General features: G+C 51.3%; 16 protein-coding genes and 1 pseudogene. 7 read left to right on the forward strand and 10 right to left on the reverse strand.

What is annotated here, in order from left to right:
- Positions 1-9 precede the first annotated feature (9 nt).
- From C2M29_RS01380 to mgtE, 6 genes are all read left to right on the forward strand, one after another.
- Positions 10-1,497 carry an RNA polymerase factor sigma-54 gene (locus C2M29_RS01380; RefSeq protein WP_105188010.1) on the forward strand — a complete coding sequence of 496 codons (1,488 nt, stop codon included), beginning with the start codon at positions 10-12 and terminating at the stop codon, positions 1,495-1,497.
- 25 nt (positions 1,498-1,522) lie between these two features.
- The gene (gene hpf / locus C2M29_RS01385; protein ID WP_022945550.1) at positions 1,523-1,810 is read left to right on the forward strand and encodes a ribosome hibernation promoting factor; all 288 of its coding nucleotides are present in this window, start codon (positions 1,523-1,525) and stop codon (positions 1,808-1,810) included.
- A gap of 1 nt (position 1,811) precedes the next feature.
- Positions 1,812-2,258, forward strand: coding sequence for a PTS IIA-like nitrogen regulatory protein PtsN (gene ptsN / locus C2M29_RS01390; protein ID WP_105188011.1), 447 nt, complete (start codon positions 1,812-1,814; stop codon positions 2,256-2,258).
- Between the two features lie 107 nt (positions 2,259-2,365).
- Positions 2,366-3,211: an RNase adapter RapZ gene (rapZ, locus tag C2M29_RS01395; RefSeq protein ID WP_105188012.1), complete on the forward strand. Its 846-nt coding sequence runs from the start codon at positions 2,366-2,368 to the stop codon at positions 3,209-3,211.
- A gap of 5 nt (positions 3,212-3,216) precedes the next feature.
- Positions 3,217-3,483: an HPr family phosphocarrier protein gene (locus tag C2M29_RS01400; RefSeq protein WP_105188013.1), complete on the forward strand. Its 267-nt coding sequence runs from the start codon at positions 3,217-3,219 to the stop codon at positions 3,481-3,483.
- Positions 3,484-3,645: 162 nt separating this feature from the next.
- Entirely contained in the window at positions 3,646-5,004 is a 1,359-nt protein-coding gene (gene mgtE / locus C2M29_RS01405; RefSeq protein ID WP_105188014.1) for a magnesium transporter, read from the forward strand.
- A gap of 59 nt (positions 5,005-5,063) precedes the next feature.
- On the opposite strand, the gene C2M29_RS01410 is transcribed toward mgtE, so the two are convergent.
- Both C2M29_RS01410 and pmbA read right to left on the reverse strand, forming a co-directional pair.
- A complete protein-coding gene (locus C2M29_RS01410; protein ID WP_105188015.1) occupies positions 5,064-5,480 on the reverse strand; it encodes a VOC family protein in 417 nt (138 codons plus the stop codon).
- Between the two features lie 136 nt (positions 5,481-5,616).
- Positions 5,617-6,966 carry a metalloprotease PmbA gene (pmbA, locus tag C2M29_RS01415; RefSeq protein ID WP_105188016.1) on the reverse strand — a complete coding sequence of 450 codons (1,350 nt, stop codon included), beginning with the start codon at positions 6,964-6,966 and terminating at the stop codon, positions 5,617-5,619.
- Positions 6,967-7,146: 180 nt separating this feature from the next.
- Between pmbA and yjgA the strand changes: the two genes are divergently transcribed.
- Positions 7,147-7,659 (forward strand): ribosome biogenesis factor YjgA, encoded by a 513-nt coding sequence (gene yjgA / locus C2M29_RS01420; RefSeq protein WP_105188017.1) that lies wholly within the window; start codon positions 7,147-7,149, stop codon positions 7,657-7,659.
- 59 nt (positions 7,660-7,718) lie between these two features.
- On the opposite strand, the gene tldD is transcribed toward yjgA, so the two are convergent.
- From tldD to C2M29_RS01460, 8 genes and pseudogenes are all read right to left on the reverse strand, one after another.
- Positions 7,719-9,158 (reverse strand): metalloprotease TldD, encoded by a 1,440-nt coding sequence (gene tldD / locus C2M29_RS01425; RefSeq protein WP_105188018.1) that lies wholly within the window; start codon positions 9,156-9,158, stop codon positions 7,719-7,721.
- Positions 9,155-9,982, reverse strand: a complete 828-nt coding sequence (locus C2M29_RS01430; RefSeq protein ID WP_442792526.1) for a carbon-nitrogen hydrolase family protein — start codon at positions 9,980-9,982, stop codon at positions 9,155-9,157. Before C2M29_RS01430 ends, tldD begins: the two co-directional genes overlap by 4 nt.
- On the reverse strand, positions 9,982-13,818 hold the full coding sequence (locus C2M29_RS01435; protein ID WP_105188020.1) for a YhdP family protein: 3,837 nt from the start codon (positions 13,816-13,818) through the stop codon (positions 9,982-9,984). The genes C2M29_RS01430 and C2M29_RS01435 overlap by 1 nt, the downstream gene beginning before the upstream one ends.
- Positions 13,818-15,290, reverse strand: coding sequence for a ribonuclease G (gene rng, locus C2M29_RS01440; protein ID WP_105188021.1), 1,473 nt, complete (start codon positions 15,288-15,290; stop codon positions 13,818-13,820). The genes C2M29_RS01435 and rng overlap by 1 nt, the downstream gene beginning before the upstream one ends.
- A gap of 1 nt (position 15,291) precedes the next feature.
- A complete protein-coding gene (locus C2M29_RS01445) occupies positions 15,292-15,849 on the reverse strand; it encodes a Maf family protein (protein ID WP_199774843.1) in 558 nt (185 codons plus the stop codon).
- Between the two features lie 2 nt (positions 15,850-15,851).
- Positions 15,852-16,328, reverse strand: coding sequence for a rod shape-determining protein MreD (gene mreD / locus C2M29_RS01450; protein WP_105188023.1), 477 nt, complete (start codon positions 16,326-16,328; stop codon positions 15,852-15,854).
- Positions 16,321-17,169, reverse strand: a complete 849-nt coding sequence (gene mreC / locus C2M29_RS01455) for a rod shape-determining protein MreC (RefSeq protein ID WP_105188024.1) — start codon at positions 17,167-17,169, stop codon at positions 16,321-16,323. The genes mreD and mreC overlap by 8 nt, the downstream gene beginning before the upstream one ends.
- Positions 17,169-18,145 (reverse strand): annotated as a pseudogene (locus C2M29_RS01460) (rod shape-determining protein). Before C2M29_RS01460 ends, mreC begins: the two are co-directional and overlap by 1 nt.
- Positions 18,146-18,175 lie beyond the last annotated feature (30 nt).

An 18,175-nucleotide genomic window follows, 5' to 3' on the forward strand; every position in this document is an offset into this window, starting at 1 on the left:
TTAGAGTACATGAGGCAATCATTACAGCTGCGCTTAGGCCAGCAATTAACAATGACCCCACAATTGCAGCAGGCCATTCGCCTGTTGCAGCTCAGTACTTTGGATCTCCAACAAGAAATTCAAGAAGCGCTTGATGCTAACCCCTTGCTAGAAATCGAAGAAGAGCATTACGGCGACAGCGATCTGCCGCGCGATAAAAACTCAGCCGCCGACAGCGACAGCCAAAGCGAACACACCGCCACCAATCAGGACGAAGTTGAAAGCTCCGACGCTCTTAACAATGACTCGATCAGCGACGAACTGCCCATGGATGTATCCTGGGACGAGTACATTAGCGCCGCCCCGGTAGCCTCGTCGGCCCCCATGCCCGACGATGAGTCCATTTATCAGGGGGAGACCACTGAAACCCTGCACGATTACCTGATGTGGCAATTGCGACTGACGCCCTTTAGCGCCACCGATGAAGCCATTGCCACGGCGATTATTGAAGCCATCGACGATAACGGCTTGCTTACCGTTAGCACCGAGGACCTCCTAGAGAGCATCAGCCATGATGAGCAGGAAGAAGAAATCGAGCTGGACGAAATAGAAGCCGTACTAAAGCGCATCCAAATGTTTGATCCCATTGGTATTGGCGCTCGCTCACTACAAGAATGCTTGTTGATCCAGCTCAATCAATTTTCACCTCAAACCCCTTGGCTTAACGAGACGAAAGAGGTAGTTTGTAATTATATTGATTTGCTTGGTAATCGTGACTATCGCACCTTAATGAAAAAGACTAAGCTTAAAGAAGCGCAGTTGAAAGAGGTGATGACACTGATACACAGCCTGAATCCCAAGCCCGCCGCGACCATAGTGCGCGAAGAGTCGGAGTATGTGATCCCGGATGTATCGGTGAAGAAAGTCAAGGGTCGCTGGAAGGTGGAATTAAACCCCGACAGCATGCCAAAGATCCGGGTTAATGATCACTACGCATCCCTGGGTCGCAGCTGTAAATCACAAAGTGACAGCCAATTTATTCGCTCTCACTTGCAAGAGGCAAAATGGTTTATAAAGAGCCTGGAACAGCGCAATGACACCTTACTTAAAGTAACTAATTGCATTGTGCAGCAACAACAGGCATTCTTTGAACATGGCGAAGAAGCAATGAAACCCATGGTCCTCAACGACGTTGCCGAAATGGTGGAAATGCACGAGTCGACAATCTCTCGCGTTACCACACAAAAATACATGCATACGCCACGTGGGATCTTTGAGTTAAAGTACTTTTTCTCCAGCCATGTGAATACCGAGAATGGAGGTGAATGCTCATCCACCGCGATTCGAGCATTGATCAAAAAGCTAGTAGCCGCGGAAAATCCTGCCAAGCCGTTAAGCGACAGCAAGATTGCCGACATACTAGCAGAGCAAGGAATCAAAGTGGCTCGACGGACGATTGCAAAATATCGTGAATCGTTAGCCATTCCACCGTCAAATCAACGTAAAAGCTTGATATAGACGTTAGACAAGAAGGAAAATGCTTATGCAATTAAATCTTACCGGTCGTCATGTAGAAATCACAGACTCTCTTCGCAACTATGTAAATAGCAAATTTGCCAAATTAGAGCGTCACTTTGACCATATTAATAATGTGCATGTCATTCTTGATATTGAGAAACTCACACAAAAAGCAGAAGCAACACTTCATGTAAACGGCGGCGAACTGTTTGCCACCGCAGAGCATCAGGATATGTATGCGGCGATCGATGGCTTAATTGACAAATTAGACCGCCAGGTAATCAAACATAAAGAGAAATTGTCTCGTCATTAAAATGAGCTTAGATTTACTTTTTTCCAAGGACTGCAGCAAGGCTGCGGTCCTTTTTAATAGCAAAAAAAGAATGTTGGAATACCTCAGTCAGGTAGCGCACCAACATCTCCCCCACCTTAGCGAGCAAACCATATTGGACTCGCTCATGGCCCGTGAAAAGCTTGGCAGCACAGGCATAGGGAAAGGAGTTGCCATTCCCCACGGTCGACTCGATGGCATAGAGCAAACCGTCGCCATCATTGTCACTAACCGTGAAGCCATCAATTTTGACGCTATCGACAATCGTCCAGTGGATATCTTTGTGGCACTGCTCGTACCAGGTAACCAATGTGAACAGCATCTCAAGACCTTAGCGAAAATAGCTGATAAACTCAAAGATAAACAGCTATGTAAGCAGTTAAGATCGGTTACCAGTGATGAGGAGCTATATCAGTTAATGGTCGCCTAAGGCGCAACCCTGAAACGCTTGGCGGCTAGCTCTGGTGATGGCCTCACCTGAGAAACTCGGGTGATTAACTTTAACGTCGGCATTAAGGCTCGGCAAGGGGTGGATAAATGGATTTGATTATTGTCAGTGGGCGCTCCGGTTCTGGTAAATCCGTTGCCCTGCATGTGCTAGAAGATCTCGGCTACTATTGTGTCGATAATATTCCGGTGAACCTGTTACCCGCCCTTGTGCGCAGCGTATCCGACAACTACGATAAAATTGCCGTCAGCATAGACGTTCGCAATCTCCCTAAAGAAGAACAAGAATTCAGCGATATTCTCGGTTACCTACCGGAATTCTCACAACCGACCCTGTTTTATCTCGACAGTGACGAGCAAACCCTGATCAAGCGCTTCTCGGAAACCCGACGCCTGCACCCGCTATCGATGCAAAACCTGCCCCTGGATCTGGCCATTCGTGAAGAAAAACAACTGCTGGATGTGTTGATCACTCATGCTAATTTTATTATCGACACCAGTGAGTTAAGCGTACATCAGTTGGCGGAGATGATCCGAGAAAAGGTCCTCGGCAAAAAAGACAAACAATTACTGATCACCTTCGAGTCTTTTGGTTTTAAGCACGGCATACCCAAAAATGCCGACTATGTGTTCGATGCCCGCTTTTTACCGAACCCGCACTGGGAGCCCGAGCTCAAGCCCCTGACAGGCCTCGACCAACCGGTTAAAGACTACCTGGCCAGCCATAGCATAGTGCAAAAGTTTACCTGGCAAATTCAAACCTTTGTGCAAACCTGGTTACCGCATTTAGAGCGCAATAATCGCAGCTATCTCACCATCGCCATCGGCTGTACCGGTGGTCAGCACCGCTCCGTCTATCTGGCACAAACCCTGGGCGAGCGCTTTATGGATACCTATTCCAATGTGAAGATTCGCCACCGCGAGCAGGAGGGCTAGACTTGATGGAAGCGACCTTTGTTATTCAAAACAAGCTGGGATTGCACGCCCGCGCCGCCTCACAACTGGCACAATTAGCGATGAACTTCGACGCCAAGATCACCCTGTATCAGGGCGAGAAAAGCGCCGAGGCCGACAGCGTCCTCGCCTTGCTGCTACTCGAAAGCGGTCAAGGCAAGGAAGTTAAGGTGGTGTGCGAAGGCAGTGACGAAGAAGGTGCTCTCGCCGCCATTGGGCAGCTCATCGCAGAAAAGTTCCACGAGCAGGAGTAGCCCTGAAGCAACAACAGGGGGAGTCAGTAGCCTGGGTATTAGCTCTTTGGGTTATTTACTTTGGTAACTTAGAGGGAGTTAAGGTAAACTAATGTGGCGCCTGTAAGTGCCTGCTTATCAGGACGTTATCCATCCGCAGAAATATTTTGATAAGGGATGCCTATGCCTGAAGCCTTCGAACAAGAAAATCCGCTCCAACCACTTCAAGAGATCACTGAAGCACTCAATAGCGGTCAATTTGTTCATGTACGTCGGCTTCTAGCAAAAACAGCTCCCTGTGACACCGCCCTTTTACTCGAATCATCGCCCCATAAGACGCGTTCCAAACTATGGGCCTTAGTCGATCCCGACGTTCAGGGTGACGTCCTCGAAGAGCTCTCCGAAGATGTACGTCTTAGCATTATTGCCCGCATGGAGCCGGAGCATATTGCTGCGGCGACCGAGGACATGGACGACGATGACCTTGGTGAAGTATTACGAAGCCTGCCGGAGCCCGTTTATAAAGACGTAATTGACGCGATGGATAGCCAGGACAGGGATAGGGCCACCACGGCGCTGTCCTACCAGGAGCGTTCTGCCGGGGCCTTGATGAACACGGATACCGTGACCATTCGCCCCGACGTATCCATCGACGTGGTTTTACGTTACCTGCGTTTAAAGGGCGAGCTGCCCGAGGGCACGGATGAGCTCTATGTGGTCGACAAAGACAATTGCTTTTTGGGTTCACTGCCGCTGACCTCGCTATTAACCACCATGCCCGATGCCATTGTGCGCGAGGTGATGGACGAGGAATGCGAAGTCATTCCTATCACCATGGACGAGTCGGAAGTGGCACAGCTGTTCGAACGCCACAACTGGATCTCTGCTCCCGTAGTGGACGACCAGGCCCACCTACTCGGCCGTATTACCATCGATGATATCGTTGACGTTATCCGTGAAGGCGCCGAGCACAGCATGTTGAGCCTGGCCGGTCTAGATGACGAAGAAGATACCTTCGCCCCCGTGGTGAAAAGTACCAAACGACGCTCAATCTGGCTCGGTGTTAACCTGCTTACCGCTATGCTGGCGGCCTTTGTCGCAAGTTTCTTCGAAACCACCCTGGGTATTTTACCCTTCTTAGCCGTGCTTAACGGCATAGTGCCGTCCATGGGTGGCGTCGCCGGCTCACAAACCCTGACCCTGGTTATTCGTGGTCTGGCCCTGGGCCATATCCATGAGACCAACCAAAAGTTCCTACTGACCAAGGAGCTGGCAATCGGTGCCTTAAACGGCGTGTTGTGGGCGATACTCATAGGCAGTGCCATTGCCCTGTGGAAATGGGACATCACCATAGGTCTGGTAATTGCTTTTGCCATGTTTATGAACCTGTTGGCCGCCGGTATCGCCGGTGCGGTGATCCCGCTTATTCTCAAGCGCATGAATATCGACCCGGCCCTGGCGGGTAATGTGGTCCTTACCACGGTCACGGATATCGTCGGCATCTTCGCCTTCCTCGGCACCGCGACCTGGTTCCTGATCTAGCTAATGAGCCTTACATAACATCATGAAAGCCCAGACAGTCTGGGCTTTTTTGTGCAAGCTCACAACTCATTGTTGCGCAGCTCGGGAATATCCGTCAGGTATTGCACAAACTCCACCTCAAAACCCGCTGGGTCTAGAAAGTAACCGTTGCGACGATAGGGGTTATCCACCCCGTCTTTGGCGATAGCAAAACCCGCGTGCTGCAAGCGCTCTATCACCCCTTCTATATCCTGAGTGACATAGGCAAAGTGCGCCAAGCCTGGTTGGTGCCCTTCCAGGTCACGGTTCACACCCTCACCGTTATCGCTCAAGGCAATGTACTGATAATCATCGCCAAAGTGCAGCCAGTTGCGCGGCTTACCGGACCAGGTGCTCTCACCTTTGCTGCGCACCTGCCAATAGGGGAAGGCAGCACGATAAAAACGCAGTGCCTCATTGATATCCGTGACCACTAAATTCACATGCTCTAAGTACATAACTCTCTCCTAATTTCAGTTTCATTTTTAAACCTAGGAAAGACTCTAAGACCTCAACTTAAGTTGAGGTAAAGAACAAAATGAAAAAAAGCGCCCATTAGGCGCTTTCTTATTATGCGAGGAATAGATACGCGAGTTATTCGCCGGCTATCTGCATTTGCTCAATCAGCACGGAGCCGGTGAGTACCCCACCGCGTGGGTCGATGTCGCCACCAATGCCGACTATGCCCTTAAACATGTCTTTCAGGTTACCGGCTATGGTAATTTCACTTACCGGATACTGAATTTCGCCGTTTTCCACCCAGAAACCGGCGGCACCGCGGGAGTAATCGCCGGTCACGGTATTAACGCCCTGGCCCATCAGCTCGGTCACCAGTAAACCGCGACCCATTTGCTTCAGCAGCGCCTTTAAATCCTGATGGGTTTGTTCCACCAGCCAGTTATGAATGCCACCGGCGTGACCGGTTGCCGTCATACCCAATTTACGGGCCGCATAGCTGGCTAAGAGATAGGTTTTTAGTTCACCACCGTGAATAATTTCGCGGTCCTGAGTTTTCACCCCCTCGGAATCAAAGGGTGATGAGGCAAAGCCTTTAAGCAAGTGCGGGCGCTCGCTAATATTAACAATATCGCTGAACACCTTAGTATTTAGGCTATCAAGCAAGAAGCTGGATTTGCGATACAAGGCGCCACCACCAATGGCTCCCACCAGGTGACCAAACAAGGAGTTGGCCACATCGGCACGGAAAATCACCGGCACCTTCATGGTGCCCAGCTTTTGACTATTTAATCGCGCCAGGGTTTCGCTGGCCGCTTCCAGGCCTACTTCGCTGGCCGCCTTCAGGCCGCTTTGCTCACGGGCTATGGTGTAGGCTGAGTCGCGTTGCATGTGCTCCCCTTCCTGACCGATCACCATGGTGCTGATGCTATGACGGGTGCGCGGGTAACCGGCCAACATGCCATGGCTGTTACCATAGACACGTAACCCTTCGTGACTGCTAAAGCTGGCGCCATCGGAATTCACTATGCGCGAGTCAAAGTTCAGCGCCGCATGTTCAGCTTCCTGACAAATCTCAATGCCTTGCTCTGGCGTTACCTGCCAAGGATGATATAAGTCCAGATCCGGTGGACTCATCTCCAATAGCTCGGCATCGGCCAGGCCATTACAAGGATCTTCCGAAGTATACTTGGCAATTTCAATGGCCTTTTCCACCACGGAACGCAAGGCTTGCGGACTTAGATCGGCGGTCGATGCCGAACCTTTCTTATTGCCCACATAAACACTGACACCCAGGCCACCATCCTGGTTAAATTCGATGGTTTCTACCTCTCCCAGACGGGTGCTCACAGATAGACCACTGGTGCTCGACATCGCCGCTTCGGCCGCCGTGGCACCGAGCTTTTTGGCTTGCTCTAAGACTTCACTGACGGCATTTTTTACTTCGTCGATTTGCGAATAAATCGCCGCAGATTCGTTTTCTTGCATAATTCGTTTCGCTCTTAAACGTAATGACCCTAGCCTACCACAAAGCATCACACTAATTTAGTGGTATCATGTCGATCCGCCAGCTCTTTAGTCATGTGTTGGCTGGCATCGCGCAATTTTCCGACCACTTCCCCATACGAATTGGTATAATAACCACAAAGTGCATTAGTCGAGACCAGTATGGCCAAAAAACCGCAACCAGAAGAAGAGATTATTTACGTATCTAAAAGCGAGCTTAAGCGCGACGCCATGGAATACCATGAGCTCGGCATAGAGATTGCCAATCTATCGAAAAAGCAACGAGAGAAGCTGCCGCTTAGTCCCGACTTGGAAGCTGCGATGGACCTGGCTGACCGTTTGAAGGATAAAAAGGACGCCTACCGTCGACACTTAAACTATATTGCCAAAACCCTGCGCAGCACCACCAATGTTGAAGACATTCATCAGGCAATGGCCATTATCACCAATAAAAACAACCAAAAAGATGTGATCATCAATCATATCGAGCAAATCCGTGATGATCTAATCTCCAAAGGCGATGCCAGTCTTAACGCCCTGCTAGAGGAATACCCGCAACTGGAGCGCCAGCGCATGCGCCAGATTATTCGCCAAGCGGCAAAAGAGGTTAAACAGGAAAAACCGGGTAAGGCCTTTAAAGAGCTATTCCAGATCCTTAAAGACCTGATGCTTTAGGGCTTAGCTCTAAACGAAAAAAGGCAGCCTTGGCTGCCTTTTTTTAATGCTTTATATCCTTAGGCGGTACCGCCCACGGTAAGCTGGTCTATCTTCAACGACGGCTGACCAACACCAACCGGCACGCTTTGACCATCCTTACCACAGACACCCACGCCCTTATCAAGCTCAAGGTCGTTGCCGACCATGGAGATCTGCTTCATTACTTCAGGGCCGTTACCAATCAGGGTCGCACCCTTAATCGGCGTGGTGATCTTACCATTTTCAATTAAGTAGGCTTCCGAAGCGGAGAACACGAATTTACCCGAGGTAATGTCTACCTGACCGCCACCGAAGTTAGGCGCATAGATGCCCTTGTCGACCGAAGAAATGATATCTTGCTGTGAATGTTCACCGGCCAGCATATAGGTGTTGGTCATACGCGGCATGGGCAGATGAGCATAAGACTCACGGCGACCATTACCGGTAGGCGCTACCCCCATCAGCTTGGCATTATGCTTATCCTGCATATAACCCTTGAGGATACCTTTTTCAATCAGCACGTTATAACCGGCAGGCGTCCCTTCATCATCGATATTCAAAGAGCCGCGACGATCGGCCATGGTGCCGTCGTCAACCACGGTACAGAGCTCTGAGGCCACCTGTTGACCTATCTTACCGCTAAAGGCCGATGCCCCTTTGCGGTTAAAGTCGCCTTCCAGACCATGGCCTACCGCCTCATGCAGCAGCACGCCCGGCCAGCCTGCGCCCAATACCACGGGCATGGTGCCCGCCGGAGCATCTATGGCTTCAAGGTTTACTCGCGCCATGCGCACCGCATCCTCGGCGTAGTGCATCCAGCGTGGCTTGCCTTCGACCAACTCTTTAAAGTAATGAAAATCTGTGCGACCACCGCCGCCGGCACCGCCGCGCTCACGGCGCTCGCCCTTGATCAGCAGTACGGAGCAGTTTAGTCGCACCAGCGGACGAACATCCGTAGCAAAGGTGCCATCGCTAGCGGCAATCAAGACTTCTTCGTATACCGCCGACATGGAGCTGACCACCTGCTCGGCCTCTGGGGCCAATTGGCGAATATAGTCTTCGACTTCATGAAGCAAGGCGACCTTGTCCGCATCCTTCATGCTTTGAATGGGCTGCATAGGCTCAAACTGGCGTTTTACATCCTGCTCGCTAAAGACCTGCACCTTGCCATCCTGGCCGGCATCGGCAATGCTGCGCGCGGCCATGGCGGCATTATTAATGGCCTCAAGATTAATGGCATCGGAATAAGAAAAACCGGTTTTCTCACCGCTAATAGCGCGCACGCCAACGCCACGCTCTATGTTGTAGCTGCCTTCTTTAACCAGGCCATCCTCTAACACCCAAGACTCGTTATAACTCGATTGAAAATACAGGTCGGCATAGTCCACCTTATGCTGGTGAATATAGGCTAAGGCTTTGGCGAGATCATCACGGTCAATATGACTCTGGGTTAAGAGATTGTGCTCTACTTGGCTCATAAAAATACTTTTCTCGCTTGGCGGTGAGCGGCCATCGGCATGCGCTCACGGCATTGATTTAATTCGTTGCTATCTAGGGTGGCGCTAATCCAACCTGGACCATGGTCGCGCTCGGCAAGGATCTCCCCCCAGGGCGACACTATCACACTATGGCCATAGGTTTCGCGGCCATTGTCATGACTGTGCTCGGCGTCGTTACGGCCATATAAACCCGCGGCCACAACATAAGCTTGACTTTCAATGGCTCTGGCTCGCAACAGGGTATGCCAATGAGCACGTCCGGTGGGCACGGTAAAGGCACTGGGAATTAGCAGCACGTTGGCGCCTTGTTGTACTTGCGCCCGATATAATTCGCTAAAGCGCATATCATAACACACACTGAGTCCCAGCCGCGCAAAAGGTGTGTCAGCCACCACCAGGTGTTCACCGGGCTGGGTATGATTGGACTCACGATAATTGCCGGTACTATCGGCGACGGTGACATCAAACAGGTGGATTTTATTGTATTGGGCACGCTCGACCCCCTGATCGTCAATCAGTAAAGAGGCGGCATAATAACGACCACTGGTGGTCATAACCGGGATGGTACCGGCGGCCAGCCAAATACCTTCTTCTCGACATAGCTGCGCCAGACGTTGGCGCCAAAGCAGATGTTGTTCGCCAACGGCTAATACCTGCTCGCTCTGTTTGGCAAAGCACAGCCAGCTTTCCGGTAAACATACCAGAGCGGGACGTTGCGGCGGCAATTCGGCAATCAAGGCTTTAACCGCGACAAAATTCACTTGCGGATCCGTTTGCGCGCACAATTGCAATGCATGAATAATCACAGCGGCTGTGGCTCCTTATCGTCATCTCCCGGCGGTTGGTTCTGTGCCGCCTGCGGCAGGGTCACTTCGCGGCTCTTACGGTCAAGCTCTATCACCTCAGGGTCGCTCATGGAGCCGCTGACCTTAAATTTAATCTCGGAGATCACCCTGGCCGAGTGAATCACCTTATCCAGCGCCAAGGCTGCCAAGCCGGTCACCGGGTTGACCATCCAGGCCACTATCACCGGTAGGCTGGAAGTTACCTGCGGGGCTACCGACAAATCATAATTGAGGGTTTGGCTATTGAGATCTGCATAACCTTGAATCGTTAAATCCGCCGGTACGCCATCCATTTTGGTGTCCTTGGTATAGGCTATCCCGCTGGCCAGCTGCATGCTGCCTTCCATGCTGTTATAGAAAAAGCCCTTGGCAAAGACATCACGAAAGTCCAGTTTCAGCTTACGTACCAGGGAGTCCAAACTCAGCAGTGAAAAGACCCGGGCGCCACCATCACTGATTTCACTTAAATGCCCTTCTCCAAGGCGCCATTCGATATTGCCGCCCAGGCTGGGGATGTCGAAATCATAGGGCGCCCCTCGCCAATGCAAGGCAAATTCCATGTTGGCGTTAGAGTCCTGTACCGTTGTGGTGATATCAAATTCATCAAACAACTCTCCGATATCATCGCTTTTAAACTCCCCTTGCAGCGCCGTTTGGCCATCTCGCCAAATACCGTCGGCACGTAAAATGTGCTCGTCCTTATCAACCACTATATTTTTAATATTGAGCTGCTGACCATCACCCTCGAAGGCCATGCCAACCTTATCCAATTGATATTGATTGAGGCGACAGTCACTACAATCAAAGCGCACCGCCGGCAGACGCGCCAGCCAGCTTAAGTCTTCCTCTGATGTTTCAACGACCATATCGACTTGCTCGTTATCCTGCTTTTGTGCGGTAGGAACATTAGCGCGCAGATAATCGGCTCGAATATGAATATCTCGGGACTGTTCACCCGTGGGAATATCCACTCGTGCTCGCAACTCCTTGGCGGTAAGCTTTAGGTCCATCGCCCCAGGGGTTGGCATCAAGGTAAATTCCAGCTCATTAAAGGGCACTGGGCCCAACTGCGCCTGGCCTATCTGCCCAACTACTTTATTGAATTTGGGCATTACCGATACGCCGCTCGCAGGGCGACTCGAAACACTGATAATATTATCGATAACAGGTTGCCAGGCCAACACATCCGCCTTGGGCAGGTTCACCGTCACCTCAAACCCCTGTTGATTAAGACCGAGGTTTTGTTCGCCGACGATCAGGTGGGCATTGCTCATCTGCCCACTGCCATTATCTAAGATGCCATTAAAATACAGCTGGCCATCGAGCTCGGCCATAATCAAATTAGAAATATCATCGCCCTGGATCAAGGCATTAAGCGGCAGCACCTGTTGCGCCTGCTTGCTATAGGGAGCCGGTAAACTACTGGTGATGCCAAGAAGGTCGCTTTGCACATGGGCCTCGTAATTAAACCCCTGAGCGCCAAACCTCAGTTGTAGATGAGCATTCAACGGCGTCTTACCCTGCAGTTGCGGCGCTAACAAGCCATTGAGGTTGTGCTCTAGCTTGGCCGTATCCGCTTCCAGAGTGAGCTCGATATCCGTATTATAGCTGTCGCCCTCTTGCGCACCCACCAGGCTAATGGTGAGTGGCATGCCCAGCCAGCGGGCACTGGCTTCTTTAATTTCGATTTGATCATTGGCAAAGCTCAGGCGACCACGCAAATCTTGCAAATCTAAACCGGGCTGCGCCAAATATACGGGGTTACCGGCAAACTCGACATCGCCTTTCGCCAGCACAGCGCCGCCCTTAAGGTCGATTTGCAGTTGCAATTGCCCGGCTAGGCTGCCCTGAGCCTGGATCACCTCAAACACGGTCGCTAACGGCTTGGCCAGCGGCGTATCGGCAAAAAACGGTTGTAATTCAGGAGCGTCTACCTGCTCGTTAATATCAATAAACAGGGTTTCAGCATTAAGCAGGTCTTCAAGATAAACGTGCACACTGCTGTCCAGGCTTAAATTTAATAACTCCCCTTCGCGGCTGTAGATATCCATGCGCTGGTTGTCGAAGTTCAGGCTTACCCCTATTTCATCGAGCGCCGGCCACTGAGGAGCGAAGGCAAATTTGGCGTTGTCGATTTCGGCCTTAACAATAAAGCGGCCCTGGTTTTCGGTATAGGGAAATTCGGCGAGCGGGCCCTGCATCAGCACCTGGGCAAAGCGCATGTCGCCGCCTTTAATGGCGCCATTGAGGTAGTCGATCAAATTTTTGTGCATATAGGGCACGGGAAAATAGGCCCCGGCACTGGCGGCGCTGCCACCGCTTATTTCCGCATATAAATCAAGGTTAGGCTGCGCCTCAAGACGCAAGGCGAACTCGGTCACCAGCTGCAGATCGTCATTGCTTAAACGTACGTTGTCGCTTTCAATCGACCAATAATCGCCCTGGTTATAAAAGGCAATTTCCGCCAATAATTGTTGGTAGGCCAGAGGCTGGCTAAAGGTATCGCCGGTGAGCAGGTGGTTGTCACTCCCTTGCACACTTAGCAGACCTTTTTCATTGGTGATATGCGCCGTTGCGCTGAGTTCCTGCGCCCCGGGGATGCCATGAATGCCAGACCAACCCAGGTGCTCGGCGGCAAACCAAAGGCGCCATTTGTCGGCACTTTGCCAATGGAAATACCCCTCGTTAATAAACCCCTGCGGCTGGACGGAGAGCAGACCTTGCAAGGCTTCACCCTTGGCCAGACGGGCAAAGGTGGAGGCCATGGAGATATCCAAATCCTGAACCCACACCTTTTGTTCATCGCTAAACAGACCATCGAAGATCAGCGGAGACCACTGGAACTGCTCGTCACTGAGCTGCAATCCGGATGTGCGCACGCGCCAGCCCTTGGCCTGAGGGTGAATACGCACCATACCCTGTTGCAACTCAAGGTATTCTTCTTGCTCATCATTACGCCAGGACAACTTGCTCGGGTGGGTTAACAACTGCACGTCGGTCAGGCGCCCACCGGCAAAGTGCAGCCAGGATTCAATATTCAAATCCGACTGCAGATCCTTGAGTTCGGGGCGCAGGTAATCGTCCAGCCAACCCGAGACATCCAGGTTTTGGGCCTGCACATACAGGTCGCCATACACTCCGGCCAGAGTTTCACCGGATAGTTTTAGACGCGCCTCCAGGCTGTTCTGTTCGATTCCTGGAAGGCTCACCTGGCCCTCCGCATAATGCCCGTCGAGGCGGTTTTCCCACACCAGATTTTCTAACAAAATGCGGTGGTTGCGATTATCAAGACTGATGATATTAAGCTCACTGTCCTCAATGGCAAAGTGCCCGGAGGCACCGAGGAACAGGCTTTCTATCAGCGCTTGTTGCTGCGAGTTATTACTGCTTTGCTCGTTAGTGAATAACTGTCGGGCATCGATTTTGGCCTTAAAGCCATTAAGCACAAAATAATTAGAGCGTAACTGTCTATACAGCAGGGATTGCCACAAATTGATATGGAGTCGGGTTTGCGCCACACTGACGCTGATTGGCGCCTCGGCATTATCGGCAAAACCCACCTCATTAACCACCAGAGCCGGACCGTTACCCTGCCAACTGGCACTGAGGGAGCCGATGGAGATATCGGCGTTAAGCTGCTCGCCAAGAAACTGCTCGACCTGGACACGGTAATCGTTGGCGTAGGGCAAGCTGTATTTTAACAGCGACACAAGCACGGCCAACAGCACCAAAATAATGGCGCTGATTTGCCAAATTTTTGTGACGCAAAAAAAGCAAACCGACCTGGCGTTCACTACATCATCACCACATCGAACTGCTCTTGGCTATACAGGTTTTCGGTTTGAATAATCACTTGTTTACCAATAAAGAGTTCTAACTCGGCAAGATTGTGATATTCATCGTTGAGCAGCGCTTCACTGACGGCCGCAGAGGCATACACCATAAATTTGTCGGCATCATAGGCGCGATTGACGCGCACAATCTCACGGAGGATTTCATAACACACGGTTTCCACCGTTTTTAACGAGCCACGACCGGCACAGGAAGGACACACGCCGCAAAGAATATGCTCTAAGCTCTCTCGGGTGCGCTTACGGGTCATTTCAACCAGCCCCAGTGCCGATAAGCCATTAATATTGGCCTTGGCTCTATCCTTAGACAACGCCTGCTCTAAAGAGTGCAATACCCGCCGTTTGTGCTCATCGGAAATCATATCGATAAAATCGATAATAATGATGCCGCCCAGGTTACGCAGTCGTAACTGACGCGCAATGGCACTGGTGGCTTCGATATTGGTATTAAAAATGGTTTCTTCGAGGTTACGATGGCCAACAAAGGCGCCGGTATTGACATCCACCGTGGTCATGGCTTCGGTCTGATCAATGATTAGATACCCACCGGACTTCAGCTCCACCTTACGATGCAGGGCTTTTTGGATCTCATTTTCGACATCAAACAAGTCAAAAATGGGTCGCTCACCGGGATAATATTCCAATACCTTATGCAGGTGCGGCACAAACTCTTCGGTAAAGTTCACCAGCTCCTGATACGTCAGCTTGGAGTCGACGCGAATCCGCTCCATGTCCTCGCCGACATAATCACGCAGGGTACGAAACGCCAGCTTTAAGTCTTCGTGCAGTATGCTTTCTTTGCTGGTCTTTTTGCGCTTTTCAACGATCTTCAGCCACAGCTTTTTAAGAAATTCGGCATCATGCTTAAGCTCGTGTTCGCTTGCCCCTTCGGCGGCAGTGCGCACGATAAAGCCACCGTTTTCATCATTATACTGAGCCACTATGTTTTTAAGGCGCAAGCGTTCTTCGTCGCTCTCGATGCGCTGGCTGACGCCCACATGGGTGGCATCGGGCATAAACACTAGGTAGCGAGAGGGAATGGTGATATCCGTGGTTAATCGAGCGCCCTTGGTGCCGATAGGGTCTTTGACCACTTGCACCATAATATGTTGGCCCTGACGCACCAGCTCACGAATGTCCTGTACCTTTTTCACCGGTTGCTCGTCGAGCCCATCTTCAAAAGAGGCGCTGTTGACTATGTCCGACGCATGTAAAAATGCCGCCTTTTCGAGGCCTATATCGACGAATGCCGCCTGCATGCCGGGGAGCACCCTGCTCACCTTGCCGAGATAAATATTACCAACGATACCCAGATTGCCAATACGCTCAACCTGGACCTCTTGCAGCACGCCGTTTTCAATTAAGGCGACGCGACTCTCACTGGGAGTCACATTAATAAGTAATTCTGAGCTCATGCTAAAATTCAGCTAGTAATTTTTGTGTCTCATACAAAGGTAACCCCATCACCGCAAAATAGCTACCGCTAAGGTGGGTGACAAAAGCTCCCGCACGGCCTTGAATGCCGTAGCCTCCGGCCTTGTCATGGGGCTCGCCAGTGTGCCAGTAGGCGGCTATTTCCGCTTCGCTCAGCGCCTTAAAGGTGACCTGGGTGCGTACCACTACACTGGTGGTATGCTCTGTATCGGCCAAGGCCACCGCGGTCAACACATCGTGACTGCGTCCACTGAGTAAACGCATCATGGCCGCGAAGTCGTCAAAATCACAGGGTTTACCCATGATTTGTCCGTCGCATACCACCACGGTATCGCTGCCAAGTACTGGGCGGTCGTGATAGCCAAGAGCAACGCCGGTCTCCGCCTTTAAGCGTGCCAGGCGCTCTACCAGTGCCAAGGCGCTTTCATCGGCCAGAGGACGCTCGTCGGCATCCACGGAAAACTGTTCAAATTCAACGCCCAGTTGCGCTAAAAGCTCGCGGCGCCGAGGCGACTGCGAGGCAAGATAGATTGGCTTCATGATTAACGGATCCGAAAGTGACGTCGGTATTTACGCAGCAGCAAAAACAACCAGGGCCAACAAATGGCACCGGTTAGCACCGGCCACAAATATTGCGGCGAAAAGTAGACATCCAAAAGAAAGTGATGGAGCCAGAACTGCAGCAGGTGATGCAGGGCCAGAAACACGGCTACCAATAGGCCTTGCTGCCAAATCGAAAAATTACGCAGCTTTTGGTAATTGCTGGCGGTAATGTAGATGGTGACTGCATAGGTGAGCGAATGCACCCCTAGTGGTGACCCCGTGGCCAGGTCGATGATCAATCCGGTTACCCAGGCTGCGCCGATATTGACGCGGTGTGGCAAAGCCAATGACCAATACATTAAGACCAGAAGCACCCAATCGGGACGAAACGACTCCATGGAAATTGGCAAGGGCATCAGCGCCATCACCAGAGAGAAAAAGACGCTTAAGACAATGAGTCCATACTGCTTACTCATCGATCTTTACCTCTTGCATCTGGGGTGTATCTGTTAACACCAGCAATAGTCGAATGCGATCGAGCTGCGCCACCGGCTGCGCGTAGATTTGCGCAAAGGGACGACCCTCATCGCGATTAATATGAGTTACCACGGCGACCGGGTAGCCCTCGGGAAAGCGCTCTCCAAGTCCCGAGCTTAACAGCACATCGCCAATGCGAATATCCAAGCTATGGGGGACATGGGAAAGTTTTACGCTGGAGATCTTGCCCATGCCTTCGACCACGGTGCGCACATTATTGCGCAGCACCCGCACCGGGGTAGCATGGGTGGTATCTGTGATCAGCAAGACGCGACTGGTGCTGGCACCCACCTGGATCACCTGACCGACCACGCCCAGCTCGTCTATGACCGCCAGGCCTTCTCGCAAGCCATCCGAAGTTCCCTTATTGATCACCACCTGATGGCTGTAAGGGTTCGAGTGCACGGATAACACCTGCGCAACCAGCTTACCCTGTTGTTGTCGCGGATTAGAGCCCAACAAGGCGCGCAGCTTTTCATTTTCCTGTGCCAAAAAGGCATATTGTTGCAACTGTTCGCTTTGCAATAATTGCTTGTTTTTTAAAGCTTCGTTTTCTTTTAACAGTTGTTCACGAGAGGTCAGATTTTTAGCACTGGTCGAAAGCAGCTCATAGGGAAGATTGGCCAGGTAAAGTAAAGGGCTGACCAGGGTATTCAGCGAGGTACGAACCGCGGTACCGCCACTGGTGTAGCGGTCGCCAAGAATAAGCATGACACTAAGCACAACTGCGATGGTTAATCGCAGTTGCATTGAAATAGTGCGACCAAATAATAAATTCATTAGTCGTAGCTAAAAACGTCACCACCATGCATGTCGATCATTTCCAACGCCTTGCCGCCACCACGGGCCACGCAAGTCAGAGGATCGTCGGCCACTACAACCGGAATACCGGTTTCTTCCATCAATAGGCGATCTAGATCTTTTAGCAGTGCACCACCGCCGGTTAAAACCATGCCATGTGCCGAAATATCAGATGCCAGCTCTGGCGGCGATTGCTCTAATGCCACCATCACGGCGCTAACGATGCCCATCAGCGGCTCTTGCAGAGCTTCTAGGATCTCATGGGAGTTCAGCGTGAATGAGCGCGGTACACCTTCGGCCAGGTTACGACCACGCACTTCGATTTCTTTTACTTCGTCGGTCTTAAAGGCCGACCCTATCTCATGCTTGATCTGCTCCGCCGTGGCTTCACCGATCAGGCTGCCAAAATTACGACGTACATAGTTGATAATGGCTTCATCAAACTTATCACCACCGATACGCACCGATGATGAATACACCACACCGTTCAGTGAGATAATGGCGACTTCCGTGGTGCCACCACCGATATCGACCACCATAGAACCCGTTGCTTCAGATACCGGTAGGCCGGCACCAATGGCTGCGGCCATAGGCTCTTCGATAAGGTACACCTCGCGGGCACCGGCACCCATGGCCGATTCGCGAATGGCACGTTTTTCAACCTGAGTGGCACCACAGGGCACACAAATTAAAACACGCGGGCTAGGACGCAAGAAATTGTTGTTATGCACTTGCTTAATAAAGTGCTGAAGCATTTTTCGGTAACATAAAAATCGGCGATAACGCCGTCTTTCATGGGACGAATGGCTTTAATATTGCCCGGAGTACGACCTAGCATTTGTTTTGCTTCAGTCCCCACCGAAGCCACACTTTTCGGTCCACCAGCACGTTCTTGGCGAATGGCTACTACCGAAGGTTCGTTAAGGACGATGCCTTCTTCTTTTACATAAATCAGGGTATTCGCTGTACCCAAGTCGATCGATAG

It is taken from the genome of Pseudoalteromonas sp. T1lg48 (genome assembly GCF_002964785.1).
In the GTDB taxonomy this organism is placed as follows: Bacteria; Pseudomonadota; Gammaproteobacteria; order Enterobacterales; family Alteromonadaceae; genus Pseudoalteromonas.

Excerpts from the sequence above, each read along its gene's own strand:
- C2M29_RS01380 (WP_105188010.1), top strand. The coding sequence starts at position 10 with ATGAGGCAATCATTACAGCTGCGCTTAGGCCAGCAATTAACAATGACC.
- C2M29_RS01445 (WP_199774843.1), bottom strand. The coding sequence starts at position 15,849 with ATGAAGCCAATCTATCTTGCCTCGCAGTCGCCTCGGCGCCGCGAGCTT.
- rng (WP_105188021.1), bottom strand. The coding sequence starts at position 15,290 with ATGAGCTCAGAATTACTTATTAATGTGACTCCCAGTGAGAGTCGCGTC.
- ptsN (WP_105188011.1), top strand. The coding sequence starts at position 1,812 with ATGAGCTTAGATTTACTTTTTTCCAAGGACTGCAGCAAGGCTGCGGTC.
- hpf (WP_022945550.1), top strand. The coding sequence starts at position 1,523 with ATGCAATTAAATCTTACCGGTCGTCATGTAGAAATCACAGACTCTCTT.
- tldD (WP_105188018.1), bottom strand. The coding sequence starts at position 9,158 with ATGAGCCAAGTAGAGCACAATCTCTTAACCCAGAGTCATATTGACCGT.
- rapZ (WP_105188012.1), top strand. The coding sequence starts at position 2,366 with ATGGATTTGATTATTGTCAGTGGGCGCTCCGGTTCTGGTAAATCCGTT.
- mgtE (WP_105188014.1), top strand. The coding sequence starts at position 3,646 with ATGCCTGAAGCCTTCGAACAAGAAAATCCGCTCCAACCACTTCAAGAG.
- C2M29_RS01410 (WP_105188015.1), bottom strand. The coding sequence starts at position 5,480 with ATGTACTTAGAGCATGTGAATTTAGTGGTCACGGATATCAATGAGGCA.
- C2M29_RS01400 (WP_105188013.1), top strand. The coding sequence starts at position 3,217 with ATGGAAGCGACCTTTGTTATTCAAAACAAGCTGGGATTGCACGCCCGC.
- yjgA (WP_105188017.1), top strand. The coding sequence starts at position 7,147 with ATGGCCAAAAAACCGCAACCAGAAGAAGAGATTATTTACGTATCTAAA.
- pmbA (WP_105188016.1), bottom strand. The coding sequence starts at position 6,966 with ATGCAAGAAAACGAATCTGCGGCGATTTATTCGCAAATCGACGAAGTA.
- mreD (WP_105188023.1), bottom strand. The coding sequence starts at position 16,328 with ATGAGTAAGCAGTATGGACTCATTGTCTTAAGCGTCTTTTTCTCTCTG.
- mreC (WP_105188024.1), bottom strand. The coding sequence starts at position 17,169 with ATGAATTTATTATTTGGTCGCACTATTTCAATGCAACTGCGATTAACC.